16 protein-coding genes are annotated in these 15,836 nt (G+C 69.0%); 12 read left to right on the forward strand and 4 right to left on the reverse strand.

What is annotated here, in order from left to right:
- Positions 1 to 122 precede the first annotated feature (122 nt).
- The 7 genes from ON19_RS15525 (at position 123) to ON19_RS15555 (ending at position 6,318) form a co-directional block, all read left to right on the forward strand.
- Positions 123 to 1,052: an undecaprenyl-diphosphate phosphatase gene (locus ON19_RS15525; protein ID WP_043692145.1), complete on the forward strand. Its 930-nt coding sequence runs from the start codon at positions 123 to 125 to the stop codon at positions 1,050 to 1,052.
- Between the two features lie 16 nt (positions 1,053 to 1,068).
- Entirely contained in the window at positions 1,069 to 1,827 is a 759-nt protein-coding gene (locus ON19_RS15530; protein ID WP_043692149.1) for a histidine phosphatase family protein, read from the forward strand.
- 73 nt (positions 1,828 to 1,900) lie between these two features.
- Positions 1,901 to 2,485, forward strand: a complete 585-nt coding sequence (locus ON19_RS15535; RefSeq protein ID WP_039798216.1) for a DUF3090 domain-containing protein — start codon at positions 1,901 to 1,903, stop codon at positions 2,483 to 2,485.
- Positions 2,486 to 2,489: 4 nt separating this feature from the next.
- Positions 2,490 to 3,299, forward strand: coding sequence for an SCO1664 family protein (locus ON19_RS15540; protein ID WP_043692153.1), 810 nt, complete (start codon positions 2,490 to 2,492; stop codon positions 3,297 to 3,299).
- A gap of 84 nt (positions 3,300 to 3,383) precedes the next feature.
- Positions 3,384 to 3,806 (forward strand): hypothetical protein, encoded by a 423-nt coding sequence (locus ON19_RS15545; protein ID WP_043692379.1) that lies wholly within the window; start codon positions 3,384 to 3,386, stop codon positions 3,804 to 3,806.
- A 146-nt stretch (positions 3,807 to 3,952) separates the two neighbouring features.
- Positions 3,953 to 5,191 (forward strand): cysteine--1-D-myo-inosityl 2-amino-2-deoxy-alpha-D-glucopyranoside ligase, encoded by a 1,239-nt coding sequence (gene mshC / locus ON19_RS15550; protein ID WP_043692156.1) that lies wholly within the window; start codon positions 3,953 to 3,955, stop codon positions 5,189 to 5,191.
- Between the two features lie 47 nt (positions 5,192 to 5,238).
- Positions 5,239 to 6,318: an MBL fold metallo-hydrolase gene (locus ON19_RS15555; protein WP_157229722.1), complete on the forward strand. Its 1,080-nt coding sequence runs from the start codon at positions 5,239 to 5,241 to the stop codon at positions 6,316 to 6,318.
- On the opposite strand, the gene ON19_RS41920 is transcribed toward ON19_RS15555, so the two are convergent.
- Positions 6,302 to 6,448, reverse strand: a complete 147-nt coding sequence (locus ON19_RS41920; RefSeq protein ID WP_157229723.1) for a hypothetical protein — start codon at positions 6,446 to 6,448, stop codon at positions 6,302 to 6,304. The genes ON19_RS15555 and ON19_RS41920 overlap by 17 nt on opposite strands.
- 426 nt (positions 6,449 to 6,874) lie before the next feature.
- Positions 6,875 to 7,057 (reverse strand): hypothetical protein, encoded by a 183-nt coding sequence (locus ON19_RS15560; protein WP_043692158.1) that lies wholly within the window; start codon positions 7,055 to 7,057, stop codon positions 6,875 to 6,877.
- Between the two features lie 146 nt (positions 7,058 to 7,203).
- Between ON19_RS15560 and ON19_RS15565 the strand changes: the two genes are divergently transcribed.
- On the forward strand, positions 7,204 to 7,752 hold the full coding sequence (locus ON19_RS15565; RefSeq protein WP_043692161.1) for a TetR/AcrR family transcriptional regulator: 549 nt from the start codon (positions 7,204 to 7,206) through the stop codon (positions 7,750 to 7,752).
- A 10-nt stretch (positions 7,753 to 7,762) separates the two neighbouring features.
- Here the strand turns inward: ON19_RS15565 and ON19_RS15570 are convergent, their stop codons facing one another.
- Positions 7,763 to 9,619 carry a Na+/H+ antiporter gene (locus ON19_RS15570; RefSeq protein ID WP_043692164.1) on the reverse strand — a complete coding sequence of 619 codons (1,857 nt, stop codon included), beginning with the start codon at positions 9,617 to 9,619 and terminating at the stop codon, positions 7,763 to 7,765.
- Between the two features lie 127 nt (positions 9,620 to 9,746).
- Here ON19_RS15570 and ON19_RS15575 point away from each other — a divergent pair, with 127 nt between their 5' ends.
- The 4 genes from ON19_RS15575 (at position 9,747) to ON19_RS15590 (ending at position 14,695) form a co-directional block, all read left to right on the forward strand.
- The gene (locus ON19_RS15575) at positions 9,747 to 10,649 is read left to right on the forward strand and encodes an alpha/beta fold hydrolase (RefSeq protein ID WP_043692168.1); all 903 of its coding nucleotides are present in this window, start codon (positions 9,747 to 9,749) and stop codon (positions 10,647 to 10,649) included.
- Positions 10,650 to 10,728: 79 nt separating this feature from the next.
- The gene (locus ON19_RS15580; protein WP_227954810.1) at positions 10,729 to 11,340 is read left to right on the forward strand and encodes a TetR/AcrR family transcriptional regulator; all 612 of its coding nucleotides are present in this window, start codon (positions 10,729 to 10,731) and stop codon (positions 11,338 to 11,340) included.
- Between the two features lie 146 nt (positions 11,341 to 11,486).
- Complete coding sequence (locus ON19_RS15585) at positions 11,487 to 12,458, forward strand: enoyl-CoA hydratase/isomerase family protein (RefSeq protein WP_043692384.1); 972 nt, start codon at positions 11,487 to 11,489, stop codon at positions 12,456 to 12,458.
- On the forward strand, positions 12,455 to 14,695 hold the full coding sequence (locus ON19_RS15590) for a molybdopterin-dependent oxidoreductase (protein ID WP_043692173.1): 2,241 nt from the start codon (positions 12,455 to 12,457) through the stop codon (positions 14,693 to 14,695). Before ON19_RS15585 ends, ON19_RS15590 begins: the two co-directional genes overlap by 4 nt.
- A gap of 289 nt (positions 14,696 to 14,984) precedes the next feature.
- Here the strand turns inward: ON19_RS15590 and ON19_RS15595 are convergent, their stop codons facing one another.
- The gene (locus tag ON19_RS15595) at positions 14,985 to 15,794 is read right to left on the reverse strand and encodes an alpha/beta fold hydrolase (RefSeq protein ID WP_043692175.1); all 810 of its coding nucleotides are present in this window, start codon (positions 15,792 to 15,794) and stop codon (positions 14,985 to 14,987) included.
- Between the last annotated feature and the right edge of the window lie 42 nt (positions 15,795 to 15,836).

The following is a 15,836-nucleotide window of genomic DNA, read 5'->3' on the forward strand; positions in this document are numbered from 1 at the left end:
TCGACACTGTACTGTCGCTGCGTGATTGGGACGGCGGTCACGCAGACTCGACCGACCGCCGCACCAATGCGCAGGTAGCAACAGGTATTTCAAGTGGAGGATGGTTCGTGATCGGTGAGTCGATGACCTGGGTGCAGGCCTTGGTGCTGGGTCTGGTGCAGGGGCTCACGGAGTTTCTGCCGATCTCCTCCTCGGCGCATCTGCGCATCGTGTCGTCGGTCTTCTTCGGCGAAGATGCGGGCGCCTCGTTCACCGCGGTCACCCAGCTGGGCACCGAGGCCGCGGTGCTGGTGTACTTCGCCAAGGACATCTGGCGGATCGTGTTGGCCTGGTTCGCGGGTCTGCGCGAGCAGCTGAGCGCGCGCGGCCGCCAGGAGCTCCCGCTGCACGATCAGCCCACCACGAAACTTCCGGTCATCACCGCCGACCACACGCGCGTTCTGGACCAGCGGGCCCAGCGCGACCTCGACTATCGCATCGGCTGGTATGTGATCATCGCCACCATCCCGATCGGCGTGCTGGGGTTCGTGTTCAAGGACCAGATCCGCACCGGCGCCCGCAACCTGTGGCTGGTGTCGTTCATGCTGATCTTCTTCGCCCTGGTCATCGCGGCCGGTGAGTACTTCGGCCGCAAGGAACGCTCGATCGAGCAACTCACCACCCGCGACGGCCTGGCCATGGGTTTCGCGCAGTCCCTGGCTTTGATCCCCGGGGTCTCACGCTCGGGAGCGACCTCGACCGCGGGCCTGTTCCTGGGCTTGGAGCGCGAAGCGGCCGTGCGGTTTTCGTTCCTGCTCGCCATCCCCGCGGTGACCGCCTCGGGCCTGTTCAGCCTGCCCGACGCGTTCGAACCCGCAGGTGAGGGCCTCAACGCCAGCGGGCCGCAGCTGCTGGTAGCCACAGTGCTGGCGTTCGTGGTCGGCTACGCGTCGGTGGCTTGGCTGCTGCGTTTCGTCGCACGGCATTCGCTGTACTGGTTCGTCGGCTACCGCATCGCGCTCGGCGCGATCATCATGGGTCTGCTGGCGGCGGGCGTAATCTCGGCGACATGATCGCTAGGCTGGCCGCATGACGGTGATCCTGCTGCGGCACGGTGTGTCGACCTCGAACACCGCCCGCACCCTGGCCGGTCGCAGCACCGGCGTCGAGCTCACCGAGCGCGGCGAGGAGCAGGCGAGGACCGTGGCCGAACGACTGGCCGGGCTGCCGATCGAACGGATCGTGCACTCCCCGCTGCTGCGCTGTCAGCGCACGGTCGCCCCGCTGGCCGAAAAGTTCGGGCTGGAGCCAGTTTTCGACGACCGCCTGCTCGAGGTGGACTACGGCGAGTGGACCGGCCGCCCGATCGCGGAACTGGTGGAGGAACCGCTGTGGAAGGTCGTGCAGCGGCACGCCTCCGGCGCGGTGTTCCCCGCCGGTGAGGGTTTGGCGCAGGTGCAGGTACGCGCGGTGGCCGCCATCCGGGACCACGACCGCGCCCTCGCCGAGCAGCACGGCCACGACGCGTTGTGGGTGGCGTGCACGCACGGGGACGTGATCAAGTCGATCCTGGCCGACGCGCTGGGCATCCATCTCGACGGTTTCCAGCGGATCGTCGTCGAGCCCGCCTCGATCAGCGTCGTGCGCTACACCCCGACCGCGCCCTACGTGTGGCGGCTCAACGACACCGGAGCCGACCTGTCCGCCCTCGCCGCATCCGGCGGGCAACGCCCCGCCGCCGGCTCGGCGGCGCCGGGCCCCGAGGCCTCCGGGCCTGTTCCCGGTGGTGAGCTCGGCAATACCGGAAGTGCGGATAATGGGAATGCGGAGCGCCGAGATTCCTTGTAAACAACCGAGCGGTCGTTGTATGGAATCCCCGCGCCGCGGGTAGTCGATCAGGGTCACGTATCAGGAGGTGCATGTGTCACGCGCAATCCATGTATTCCGCACCCCCGATCGTTTCGTCGCCGGGACCGTCGGTGAGCCGGGCGATCGCGCGTTCTACCTGCAGGCCGTGCAGGAACCGCGCGTGGTCAGCGTGCTGCTGGAGAAGCAGCAGGTGAAGGTGCTCGCCGACCGGATGGGTCTGCTGCTGGACGAGGTCGCGCGCCGTTTCGGCGCGGAAGTGCCCCCACAGGCGGAGGATGTCAGCGACAACGCGCCGCTGGTCACCCCGATCGACGCGGAATTCCGGGTCGGCACCATGGGCCTGGGCTGGGACGCCGACGCGGGCGCGGTGGTGGTGGAGCTGCTGGCGATCACCGAGACCGAGGTCGACGAGTCGGTGGTGCTCGACGACACCGAAGAAGGCCCCGACGCGGTGCGAGTGTTCCTCACTCCGATCCAGGCCCGGGAATTCGCGCTGCGCTCCACCCGGGTGATCGCGGCAGGCCGCCCGCCGTGCCCGCTGTGCGGCGAACCGCTGTCGGCGCGCGGGCACATGTGCGTGCGAACCAACGGCTACAAGCGCGGCGACATCTTCGGCGCGGCCGAACTAGAGGAGTGATTCGGTGGCCGAGACCAGGGACGGATTCCACAGCGGCGAGCTGACGGTGATCGGGCGGGTGAACACCGCCAGCAACGTGACCCTGGTCTGCGACGTGCGCGGCCCCGCCACCGACGACGCGCCGCTGCGGGTGGTCTACAAACCGATCCGCGGCGAACGACCGCTGTGGGACTTCCCCGACGGCACCCTGGCCGGGCGTGAGGTGGCCTCGTACCTGATCTCCGAAGCAGTCGGCTGGGGCGTGATCCCCGAAACCATTGTGCGCGAGGGCCCTTTCGGCCCCGGCATGGTGCAGCGCTGGGTTGTGGGCGTGGACAACCACACCGACCGCGGCAACCGGCTCGACCTGATCGATCTGTGCCCCGCCGGAGCGGTGCCCGAGGGGTTCTGTGAGGTGCTGCGCGCGGTGGACGACATGGGCAACGAAGTGTCCCTGATCCACGCCGACGATCCGCGGCTGCAACGGGTGGCGGTGCTGGACGTACTGCTCAACAACGCCGACCGCAAGGGCGGGCACGCGCTGGAAGGACTCGACGGGCAGGTCTACGGCGTCGACCACGGCATCTGCTTGCACACCGACCACAAACTGCGCACGGTGCTGTGGGGCTGGGCCGGTCAACCCATCGGCGACGGGCTGATCGCGGATGTCACCGCGTTCGCCAAGCAGCTGCCCGGCGCGTTCGCCGACACGCTCAGCAGGCACATCACCGACGCCGAGATCGAGGCGTTGATCGAGCGCACCCAGCAGCTGCTCGACGAGCCGGTGATGCCGCTGCCGCGCACCGCGCGCCCCATCCCGTGGCCCGCGTTCTGAGCGCGACCACAGCCGATGCCGCGCCGAGCGATCGCGGGCACAGTGGAAGCTCGGAACGCTCGGCGCGACGACGAGGAGGACGCGATGACCCACGCCCCCGGAGACCCCGCGGCACCGACGGTGCGGATCGTCATCGGCGCGCCCACCTACCGCATCGCGTTGCACTACGTGCACCTCTATGACAAGAAGCCCTATCCCGACACCGACCTGCACCTCTACGACAACGGCGTCTACTGGCTGCGCTCGGAGGGGGAGAACCACTTCGGGGTCTACGTGCTCACCGAGGGCTCGGTGGACTCCGGGCGGTTCACCATGCGGTTCATCTCGTTGCCTTCCCCGGACTGGGGCGATACGGTCGCCTATCACGAACTCGAGTTCGACGTCGCGCGCGGCGAATTCACCCAGATCGCGCTGGCCGACACCGACCCCGACATCCCCGATCTGGACGGAACGTTCGCGATCACACCCAACACGATCGCCGATCCCACCCGCCGCACCGGCGGCTGATTCAGCCGATTCAGCGAAAACCGAATTATTGACATCCCACGATTTGCTGGAAGACCCAGGTCGCGGCGGGCTGGGCGAACAGCGCGGCGGGCGAGGGCACCGGGCCGGGGGCGGATGATCCCCACCACACCTTTACCCTCGTAAGCATGCAGTCCTGGTCCGATACCGCCCTCCCGACCGTCCCTGGAGCAGGACCGCCGTTGCGGTTGTACGACACCGCCGACCGTCAGGTCCGTCCGGTCACCCCCGGCGCGACCGCCACCATGTACGTCTGCGGCATCACGCCCTATGACGCCACTCATCTCGGGCACGCCGCCACCTACCTGACCTTCGACCTGGTCAACCGGCTGTGGCGCGACGCAGGACACGAGGTGCACTACGTGCAGAACGTCACCGACGTCGACGATCCGCTGTTCGAACGCGCGGCCCGCGACGGCGTGGACTGGCGTGATCTGGGCGCCGCGGAGACCGAACTGTTCCGCGAAGACATGTCCGCGCTGCGGATCGTGCCGCCACGCGACTACGTCGGCGCCATCGAATCCGTCGACGAGGTCGTCGAGTTCGTGCAGAAACTGCTGGCCTCCGGCGCGGCCTACATCGTCGAGGACGCCGACTACCCCGACGTCTACTTCCGCGCCGACGCCACCGAACAGTTCGGCTACGAATCCGGCTACGACCGCGCCACCATGGAGCGGCTGTTCGCCGAACGCGGCGGCGACCCGGACCGTCCCGGCAAACGCGACAGCATCGACGCACTGCTGTGGCGCTCCGCGCGTCCCGGCGAGCCGTCCTGGCCGGCCCCGTTCGGCGCGGGCCGCCCCGGCTGGCACATCGAGTGTTCGGCGATCGCGTTGAACCGCATCGGCCCGGAGTTCGACATCCAGGGCGGCGGCAGCGACCTCATCTACCCCCACCACGAATACTCCGCCGCGCACGCCGAGTCGCTGATCGCAGGCCGCCGCTTCGCCCGCCACTACGTGCACGCCGGCCTGATCGGGCTGGACGGGGAGAAGATGTCGAAGTCGCGCGGCAACCTCGTGCTGGTCTCGGCCTTGCGCCGCCAGGGCGTCGACCCGGCCGCCATCCGTCTCGGACTGCTGGCCGGCCACTACCGCCAGGACCGGATGTGGACCGATGCGCAGCTCGAGCAGGCGCAGCGGCGCCTGGAGCTGTGGCGCGAAGCCGCCGCACTACAGGCAGGACCCTCGGCCACCGACACCGTCGCCCGCCTGCGCCAGCACCTGGCCGACGACCTGGACACCCCCAAAGCCCTCGACGCTGTCGACAACTGGGCCCGCCAAGCCCTCGACTACGGCGGACAGGACACCGACTCGCCCGTGCTGATCGCCACCGCCGTCGACGCGCTGCTCGGCATCCGCTTGTAGCCGCCCACCTCTTGCCCCGTATCCGCTGCGCGTGATGGGGTAGCGGCGTGTGCAAGCTCCCCGGTCCGGACCTGTGGGGTTCCGGCGGCAAACTGGCAGCCCTCGCGGCCGGACGATTGCGGCCCGCCGCCGATGCCGGCGATCCGCGGACGATCGCGGCACGCAGGCGTTTCTTCGGCGCCGACACCGTCGACGCCGCCACCGGCGCGCTGCGCACGGACCGGGTCGTGCTGTCCTGGGTGGGCTGCACCACCTACGCGATGGCCATCGGCGGTTCGGTGTTCCTGCTCGACGCGTGGGTGCCGCGGCTGACCAGCACCGGCTACGTCCCGGCGACACCGCAGGAGCTGGTGGACCTGGCGCCCGCGGCGATCTTCATCGGTCACGGACATTTCGACCATGCCGGTGACGCGGGCCGGATCGCGCAGGCCAGCGGCGCCACCGTGCACGGCACCGCCGAACACTGCGCGGCGATCACCGCGCAGCTCACCGACGCGGCGTTCCCCACCGTTCATCACGGTGACGCGGACACCGCGATCGGCGCCCGCGCGGACTGCACCGTCGGCACGGTCGAGGTGACCGTCATCCGGCATCTGCACTCCGCACGCACCCCACCCGACCCGGTCAGCCGATCACCCCGCTTCTTCCCCCGCCCGGAACCGGGCGTCGTGCTCGCGCACCCGCCGACGCTGAGCGGACTGCTGCAAGGATTGCCGCGACTGCGCGACCCCGAGGGCGGGGTGCTGCTGTATCAGTTCCGGGTTCCCGGTTTCTGCCTCGTCTGGCACGACTCGACCGGGCCGCTCACCGAGCGCGCACCGCACGTGTTCGACGTGCTGGCCGCGCTACCGGCCACCGACGTGCAGATCGGCGCGGTGCAGGGCTACAACCAGATCAGCAACGGCCTGCGCGACCCCCGCACCTACATCCAGGCCCTCACCCCGGCAGTGTTCGTCCCGTCCCATCACGACAACTGGCTACCCGGACTCACCGCCAGCGCGGCGAACTACGACCCACCGCTGCGCGCGGAGCTGAACAAAATCGCCGCGGCGCACCGACCGGAACTGCGCGCACTGCACGACCCCGCCGACTACGTGCGGCCGCAGCGACTCACGTTCCCGCTGTGAGCGCGTCCGCGCCTGCGACACGCACGTCCCGCGGCTGCGGTTCGTGCACGGTCCGGGCAAGGCCCTCGGCGTAGAGCAGCGCGGTCTGTTCGGCGTATTCGGCCGCGATCGGCGCCCGCCGCAGCTTCATCTGCGCGGGTGCGAATCAGCCCGCGCTGCCGCTACCGGCTTGGAACACCGCCGTCAGAAGGTCGGCGAGAACCGTCAGCAATTCCACGATCACACTCCATATTCGTCGGAAACATGAAGTCAGCAGCGTGGACGACGCGACCGTCTTTCTCGTGAACGGCGAATGAATACTCAGGGCAGCCCTATATGTGCAGCGGTGCCCGTCCCGGGGTTCATTTGTAGCGCCGGGCCCCGCACCGTCGCCGTCCCACCTTGCCCGAACTGGGCTCAGGCCTCTCCGTTCGACAAATGCATTATTCCGCTGATCGGAGTGCGTTTTGCCGCCGCTCCGATCACCGGTCCGGAAAGGAATCCGGCGTCGCAGATCGTGACACCCGGACACCCGGGCGAAGTGAATTTTCTTGGCCTGCAGCGATTTCTCGGAAATTCACCCGGAAGTGGCGACCGAATTCTTTAGATGGTCAGCGCCGCGAAGGTGGTGACGTACACGGTGTTCTCGATCGCGCCGAGGGATGCCGGGATCCCTGCCGCCCAGCGGGGCGAGGGCGGTCTCGGTGACGGCGCCTTCGGCGGCGGTGGCCTCGACGATGTCGACTGTCCGATCGGTCATGAGCCCTACGTATTGCAGCAGGTAACAGGTACCGGAGCGTTCTCTGGGGGTACGCATCGGTACTTCCCGAGCTCGGTCCGGCCGACGCTACGATGGGGTACTGTTCGGTCCCTCCCCCCTGACCGAACGAAGAGAACGGCGCACGTATGTCACGAGTGGTCACCAAGGAGCAGTACTTCGACACCGGCTTGGCAGTGCTCGCCGAACTCGGCTTCAAGGGTCTCAACATCGGTGTGCTGTGCCGGCAGCTCGGCGTCACCAGCGGGTCGTTCTACCACCACTTCGGCAGCTGGCAGGGATTCGTCGACGCCCTGCTCGAGCACTGGGAGAACCGCCAGGTGCGCATCCTGGGCACCATGCCGTTCAACAAGGGCAACCCCGACGACGACATCCGCGCGATGTCCGACCTCGCCGCCGGGCTGCATCACGCCGCCGAAGCCGCGATCCGCGCCTGGGCGGCCAACGACGAATCGGTCAACCTCGCCCTCAAACGCGTCGACGAATCCCGCAGGCGCACCGTGCACAAGGCGGTCAAAGGGATCGTCGGAGACGACGACACCGCCGCCGTGGTCACCTCACTGGGCATGGCGATGCTCGTCGGCTACCAGCAGATCGCCGCGGGCGGGGAGAACCTGTCACTGGACCGGCTGCTGGCCGAATACGCGCGACTGATCTACTCCCACGCCCAGCGCTGAATCCGCACCGCTACCCGAGCAGTTCGTCGACGAAACACCAGCGCCACGCCTCACCCGGTTCCACACTGCGCATCACCGCATGGCCGCTTCCGGCGTAATGCTTGCTCGCGTGATTGCCCGGCGAAGAGTCGCAGCAGGCGACATGCCCGCACGACAGGCACATCCGCAGATGCACCCACGCCAGCCCTTCGGCGAGGCATTCGGCGCATTCGTCGGGCCCGGCGTGCGCACGCACCAGCGGCGCGTCCCGCAGATGCGCGCAGACGTCGTCGGCCACCGGGACGGCCAGCGGTTCGACACGCTCCTCCTCGGCCTCGTCGAAGCGGTCGATGATCGACTCTTCCAGATCCAACTGCGCCAGCACGTGTTGCAGGATCTCGTAGTCGACGGTGCCCGAATCCCGCACACGCAACACCGTTTCCCGTTCGGCGCGCAACATCGCCAACCGCAGCCGCCGGTATTCCGCGGTGGGTGTCACCAGTTCCGACTCCGCCCGCCCGAGCCGCTCCCAGGCGGCGTTGGCCTTCCACAGGACCCGATCGCGCAACGTCTGCACCACTGTGTCCGGAGTGTCCGGCGTGACCTGCTGCTCGAGTGCCGCCAGACCGGCCGCGGTGGCCTGCTGCAACAGGTTGGCCTTCTGCAGCGCATCCTCGGCGCGGCTGGGCGCACGCAACCGCAGCCATCGCACCAGCCACGGCAGCGACGTCCCTTGCAGCAGCAGCGTTCCGCCCACCACCACCAGCGCCAGCAGTTTCAGCACGGCCAACTGCGCGGTGTCCTGCGGTAGCAGCAGCACCGCCGCCAGCGTCACCACACCCCGCATCCCCGCCCAGGACACCACCACCAGATGCCGCACCGGCACCGCCTCGCCGTTGCCGAGACTGCGCGACAACAGCGCCGAGCCGAAGACCCAGATCGGACGCGCCAGCATCGTCGCGGCCAGCACCGCCAGCGCCGTCAACACCAGGGTGACGTGATCGAGATCGCTGTGCCACGCACCCTCCACGATCGCGCGAACCTGCAGCCCGATCAGGACGAACACGGCACTTTCCAGGATGAACTGAATCGTGCGCCAGTTGATGCGCTCGGCGATCCGGGACGCGGCGCTCTGCCAGGCCGGCGCGTTGTGGCCGAGGATCATGCCGCAGGTGACCACCGCGATCACTCCCGAGGCGTGAATGCCCTCGGCGGGCAGATACGCCGCGAACGGCGCGAGGAACGACAACGTGGTGTCCATGACCGGATCGGTGATGCGGCGGCGCAGCATCGCCAGCACGTACGCCACCACGATCCCGATCGCCGCGCCACCACCGGCCGCCAGCAGGAAGTCCGCACCGGCCTCCCACACCGACACCGCGCCCATCGTGGCGGCCAGCGCGGTACGCAACGCCACCAGCGCGGTCGCGTCGTTGAACAGCGACTCGTCCTCGAGGATCGTCACGATCCGCCGCGGCATCCCGATCCGCCGCGCCACCGCCGTCGCGGCCACCGCGTCCGGCGGAGCCACCACCGCGCCCAACGCGACGGCGACCGGGAACGGCACCTTCAGCAGCCACCACACCACCACCGCCACGGCGAACGTCGTGAACAGGACCAAACCGACCGAAAGCAACGCGATCGTGCGCACATTCGCCCGGAAATCCACCAGCGACGTGCGGATTGCGGCGGTATACAGCAAAGGAGGCAGGAAACCGAGCAGAATGATCTCCGGCTCCAGGTGGATCTCCGGCACGAACGGCAGATACGACGCCGCCACCCCGCCCACCGTCAGCACCAACGGTTCGGAGACCCCGAACCGACGCGCCAGCGCCGCCAAGGCGGCCGCCGACGCGACGAGAACAACCAGGCCGATCGCGACATCCACGGTGGAATTCTCGCAGAGCGCACGATCGGCAAACGGCCCGCGCGGTAGATGACACGTGCGCGGTCGACCGAACTACTGTGCCCGGCGCAATCACGCGCCATGCTTGTCGACGACAAGGAGGTAGAACATGGAGGAGTTCGCGTCCTGGCGGGCGAACGGACGACGCCACACTCATCGCGGCCACCAGATCTTCTGGCGCGACGGAGGCGGTGGCGCCGACGGGACGCTGGTGTGCATCCACGGATTTCCCACCGCGTCCTGGGACTGGCATCGGATCTGGCCCGGCCTGTGCGAGCGATTCGCCCGGGTGATCGCACCGGACATGATCGGTTTCGGCTGGTCGGCGAAACCACGCCACTACGACTACGGCATCGCCGACCAAGCCGACATCCACGAGAACCTGCTGCGCGAACAGGGCATCAGCCGGTACCACATCCTCGCCCACGACTACGGCGACACCGTCGCCCAAGAACTGCTGGCCCGCGACGCCGAACGCCGCGCCGCCGGCGACGAATCACTGACGGTCGAATCGGTGTTCCTGCTCAACGGCGGCCTGTTCCCCGAGGCACACCGCCCGCGCCTGGTGCAGCGGCTGCTGGCGAGCCCGCTCGGCCCGCTCGTCGGCGTACTGGGCACCGAGCAGACCTTCCACCGCAGCCTGGCCGCGGTGTTCGGGCCCGACTCGAAACCCGCCGACGCCGAACTCCACCAGTTCTGGCTGCTGTGGTGCAGCAAGCACGGTAAACGCAACGGCCACAAACTGATCCGCTATATGGCTGAGCGCCGCAAGCACCGGCAGCGCTGGGTGGGCGCCCTGCAGCAGGCCCAGGTTCCGGTCCGGCTGGTCGACGGAACGGCCGACCCCGTGTCCGGTGGGCACATGGTGCGCCGCTACCGCGAGCTGATCACCGACCCGGACGTGGTGGAGTTGCCGAGGATCGGCCACTACCCGCAGCTGGAAGCACCCGAGCAGACTCTCGCGGCGCTGCTGGAATTCCACGACACGCGGGTGCACAAGCCCACCGCGTGACCGCTGCTCGTCGTCGCGGGCCGGCTGAGCCGGTCCGCGACGACAGCACCTTCTATGGCAGGCGCCATAGTATGGCGGTATGGCAACGACACGTCGATCCCGCAACGCCCAGACCCCACGTCCACCCAGGGGCGAAGCACGGCAGCGCATGATCGACGGCGCGATCGATTCCCTTCGCGTGCACGGCGCCAGCGCCACCAGCGTCGACCGGGTCCTGGCCGCCACCGGCGCGCCACGCGGCTCGGTCTACCACCACTTCCCCGGCGGACGCACCGAACTGATCACCGACGCGGTCAGCACGGCGGGGGAGCTGATGTCGGACTACATCGAGCGCCTTGCCAGAGACGACGAACCCGCCACCGCGCTGGACCGCTTCGCCGCGATGTGGCGGCGCACCCTGCTCGACAGCGATTTCCGGGCCGGCTGCCCGATCTTCGCCGTCGCCGTCGAAACCAACGACGAGGCCCCGGAGTTCGCCCATCTCGCCGCGGAGATCTTCCGGCGCTGGCAGCAGGCGCTCACCGGGATGCTGACCCGCCACGACGTACCGGCCGACCGCGCGGACCGCCTGGCCACACTGACGGTGGCCGCGTTCGAGGGCGCCATCGCGCTCAGCCGCGTCCACCGCGACATCACACCGCTCGACGACGCGGTCGCCACGTTGCGCGAGCTGATGCCCGCCGCGAGCTGAAGCTCCCGCCACGCAACGCGTCAGCCCTTGACACACCCATTATGGTGAATGCCATAGTCGGGAACAGGCCGCGCCACCCCCGAATCACTTTCGCGCGGACACAGTCTCGCCTTCCGACCGCTGACATGCGCACCGAAGGAGCCGCGATGCCCGCCGCCGATCTGCACCTGGAAACCATCCAACTCGAACACACCGGGCGCGTACTCACCGCGCGCGTCGTCGCACCACCGCTGAACTTCGTCACCACCGCGGTCGTCCGCGACCTCGACACCCTCACCGCCGCCGTCGACACCGACGACACGGTCGGCGCGGTCGTGCTCACCGGAGGACTACCCGGCCGCTTCCTCACCCACGCCGACCCGGCCGCCCTCAGCGGCATGATCGAACGACCACACCCCTTCGTCCCCGCCCGCGCCGCAGCGCCGTTCCTGCGCGCCGCGGCGGCCGCGCTGCGCGTGCCCGGCGCCACCCACCTCGTCGAACGCCACGGCGGAGGCCTCGGCGCCGGCCTGGTCTGGGGCCACCGCTGGAAACGCACCACCCTGCGGATGAACCGCTCCGGCGTCGCCTACCTCGCCGCCATCAACGGCCCCGCGCTCGGCGGCGGCCACGAGATCGCCCTCGCCTGCGACCTGCGCTACGCCGCCGACGCCGACCACGTGCGCCTCGGCCAGATCGAGACCCTGGCCAACCTCATCCCCGGCGGCGGCGGCACCCAACGCCTCACCCGCCTGCTCGGCGCCGCCAAAGCCATCGAGGTCACCCTCGAAGGCACACCGTTCACCGCCCGCGAAGCGCTGCGCCTCGGCCTGGTCCACCGCGTCCTGCCCGCCGAGGACCTGCTCACCGAAACCCAGGCCACCGCCGCACGGCTCGCCGCACGCAACCCGGTCGTCGTCGCCGAACTCAAACGCGCCGTCTACTTCGGCCCCGACAAATCCCTCTCCCGCGGCCTGGACGCCGAACAGGCCGGATTCGTCTCCGTCGGCACCACCGCCGCGGCCGCGCGCACCACCAAAGCCTTCTTCGAAGACCTCGACCGGCTCGCCGACACCCCCTTCCTCGCCGACCCGCAACCATGGCTGGACGGCACCCGCGTCGACCAGGTGAGCGAATGAGCACCCCCACGGCCACCGGAGCGTGGCACAAGACCGCCTGCATCCTGTGCGAGAACAACTGCGGACTGCTCATCCAGCTCGAGGACCGCCGCTTCGCCAAGATCCGCGGCGACAAAGACCACGTCGCCTCCGCCGGCTACACCTGCAACAAGGCGCTGCGCCTGGACCACTACCAGAACGGCGGAACCAGGCTCACCACCCCGCTACGCCGCGAACCGGACGGCACATTCACCGAAATAGACTGGGACACAGCTATTTCCGAGGTCGCCGCCCGCCTCACCGCAGTCAAGGACACCTACGGCGGCGACAAGATCTTCTACTACGGCGGCGGGGGACAGGACAACCACCTCGGCGGCGCCTACAGCACCGCCCTGCGCCGCGCCCTCGGCAGCCGCTACCGCTCCAGCGCCCTCGCCCAAGAGAAAACCGGCGAAGGATGGGTCGACGCCCACCTCACCGGCAGCCACACCACCGGCGACTTCGAACACGCCGAAGTCTCGATATTCCTCGGCAAGAACCCCTGGCAGTCCCACGGCGTCCCCCGCGCCCGCACCATCCTGCAACAGATCGCCAAAGACCCCGCCCGCACCATGATCGTCATCGACCCGGTGCGCACCGAAACCGCCGACCTCGCCGACATCCACCTGCAAGTACGTCCCGGCACCGACGCCTGGTGCCTGGCCGCCCTGCTCGCGATCCTCGTCCGCGACGACCTGCTCGACCACGCCTTCCTCACCGAACACACCACCGGATCCGACACCGTCCGCGCCGACCTCACCCACATCGACATCCCCGCCTACGCCGACATCTGCGGCATCCCCGAAGACCTGCTGCGCAGCACCGCCCACCGCATCGCCACCGCCGCCAGCGTCGCCACCTACGAAGACCTCGGCGTCCAGCAGAGCCCCAACAGCACCCTCATCTCCTACCTGAACAAACTGCTGTGGCTGCTCACCGGCAACTTCGCCAAACCAGGCGCCATGCAACCACATTCGTGGATGGCACCGCTGGCCGGCTACAGCCGCCAGATCAAACGCAGCCCCGTCACCGGCGCACCCATCCTCGGCGGCATGCTGCCCTGCAACACCATCGCCGAAGAAATCCGCACCGACCACCCCGACCGGTTCCGCGCGATGATCATCGAATCCGCCAACCCCGCCCACTCACTGGCCGACTCCACCGCATTCCGCGAAGCACTCCACGCCCTCGACCTGGTCGTCGTCATCGACATCGCCCTCACCGAAACCGCGCGCCACGCCGACTACGTCCTCCCCGCCGCCAGCCAATTCGAGAAATGGGAAGCCACCTTCTTCAACCTCGAATTCCCGCACAACACCTTCCACCTGCGCGCCCCCGTCCTCGACCCACTACCGGGCACCCTGCCCGAACCCGAGATCTACGCCCGGCTGCTGCGCGAACTCGGCGCCGTCGGCCGCGGAAAACTCGCCCTGCTCCGCACCGCCGCGAAACTCGGACGACGCCCCTACGCCTGGACCTTCGCCGCACTCCTGGCCACCGACAAATCCCTCGGCGGCCTGGCCCCCCACCTGCTGTACGAAACCCTCGGCCCCACCCTGCCCGACAACGCCCGCTCCGCGGCCGTCCTGTGGGCACTGGCCCAGCGCGTCGCCAAGGTCTACCCGGCCGCGATGCGCCGCGCCGGACACCGCGACGCCGACGCACTCTTCGACGCCATCCTCACCGGCCGCTCCGGAATCACCTTCACCCTCGACGACTACGAGCACGCCTGGGACTACCTCCCACACCCCGACAAACGCATCCCGCTGGCCATCCCCGAACTCCTGCACACCCTGCGCGAACTCGCCACCACACCCGCCACCCACACCACCACCGAATTCCCCTTCGTCCTCGCAGCGGGGGAGCGCCGCTCCTTCACCGCCAACACCATCTTCCGCGACGACACCTGGCGACGCCGCGACCCCGAAGGCGCACTACGGATCAACCCCGGCGACGCCGCCCGCCTCGGCCTGGCCACCGGCGACCGCGCCCGCATCACCACCCGCCGCGGCAGCGCCGTGGCCACCGTGGAAACCAACGACCGCATGCAACCCGGCCACGCCTCCCTGCCCAACGGCCTCGGCCTGGACCTGCCCGCAGGCAACGGCACCCGGCGCACCGGCGTCGCCGCCAACGAACTCACCGACCTCACCTGGCGCGACGCCATCGCAGGCACCCCATGGCACAAACACGTCCCCGCCCGCATCGAACCCGCCTGACCACTGGTGACCGCCCTACTTGCCGAGGTGCCGGTAATAGTGGGGCGGGTAGCGTCGAACTCCGCGGCGATGAGCTCGACGGTGTGACAGCGCTCGCCTCGCTCGTCGTAATGTCGAGCCCCGCTGCACCTGTCGCGCACCGGGTTCGGATTTCCGGTCGGCCGGTGCGTCCACGGGCCTGGGGCAGCGGCGAGGCCGTTGTTGCCGTACACCTGGGCCCGGACGGCCCTGTCGAGGAAGTCGGCGGCAATCCGGCAGGGTGGGACTGCCGCCGACCTGAGTGCCGGAATCAAGGACGGCTGTCGCGGAGGAAGTCGCGGATGAGGACCGCCCACTCCTCGGGCCGCTCGATGAAGGGGAGATGCCCGGTGGCGATCTCCGCGTAGCGCGCGCCGGGGATAGCGTCGGCGAGTTGGCGGTGATGGTGTGGCGTGACGAGCTGATCGAGCGTGGTGGAGATGACGAGGGTCGGCACCGCGAGCGCGTCGAGGTCGGCCCGGACGTCGACGTGGTCGATGAGCAGATCGAGATGCTCCGGCGTGCCGGGCGGAATCGTGGCCGCAATGGTCTCGATGGACGTGTCGAGGTCGTCCTGGGCGATGACGTCCAAAGCCGGTGCGCTGAAGCCGATCAGGGATATGAAGGCGGCCAGGTGCTCCAGATCGCCAGCGCGCAGCAGGTCGCGCCAGAGCCGAGCCGCCAGCAGCAACCGCGGGTTGGGATAGACGAAGCCCGCGGTGAGGACCAGGGCGGTGACGCGGTCGGGGTGGCGGGTGGCGGCACGGATGGCGACCGGACTGCCCAGCGAGTACCCGGCGATGGCGAAGGTCTCCACGCCCTCCTCGACGGCGGCGGCGACCAGCTCGTCGGCCAAAGCGTCCAGGGTGAGCGGTGCATCGGCGCGCTCGGTGCGACCGGTACCGGGATAGTCCGGGCCGACGACAGTGTGCTGCGCGGCCAGCGTGCCCATGATGGGGCCATAGTTGGCGTCGATGCCACCGCCGGCGCCATGGGCGAGCAGCAGGCCCGGACCGCTGCCGCGCACGACGCGGCCGAGGCTGGAGGTGGGCAGAACAGTGGACGTGGTTTCCTCGATCATGACCGCTACGCTAAAGTCTCACATCAGTGTGAGAGTCAATGC

It is taken from the genome of Nocardia abscessus NBRC 100374 (assembly GCF_000308455.1).
In the GTDB taxonomy this organism is placed as follows: Bacteria; Actinomycetota; Actinomycetes; order Mycobacteriales; family Mycobacteriaceae; genus Nocardia; species Nocardia abscessus.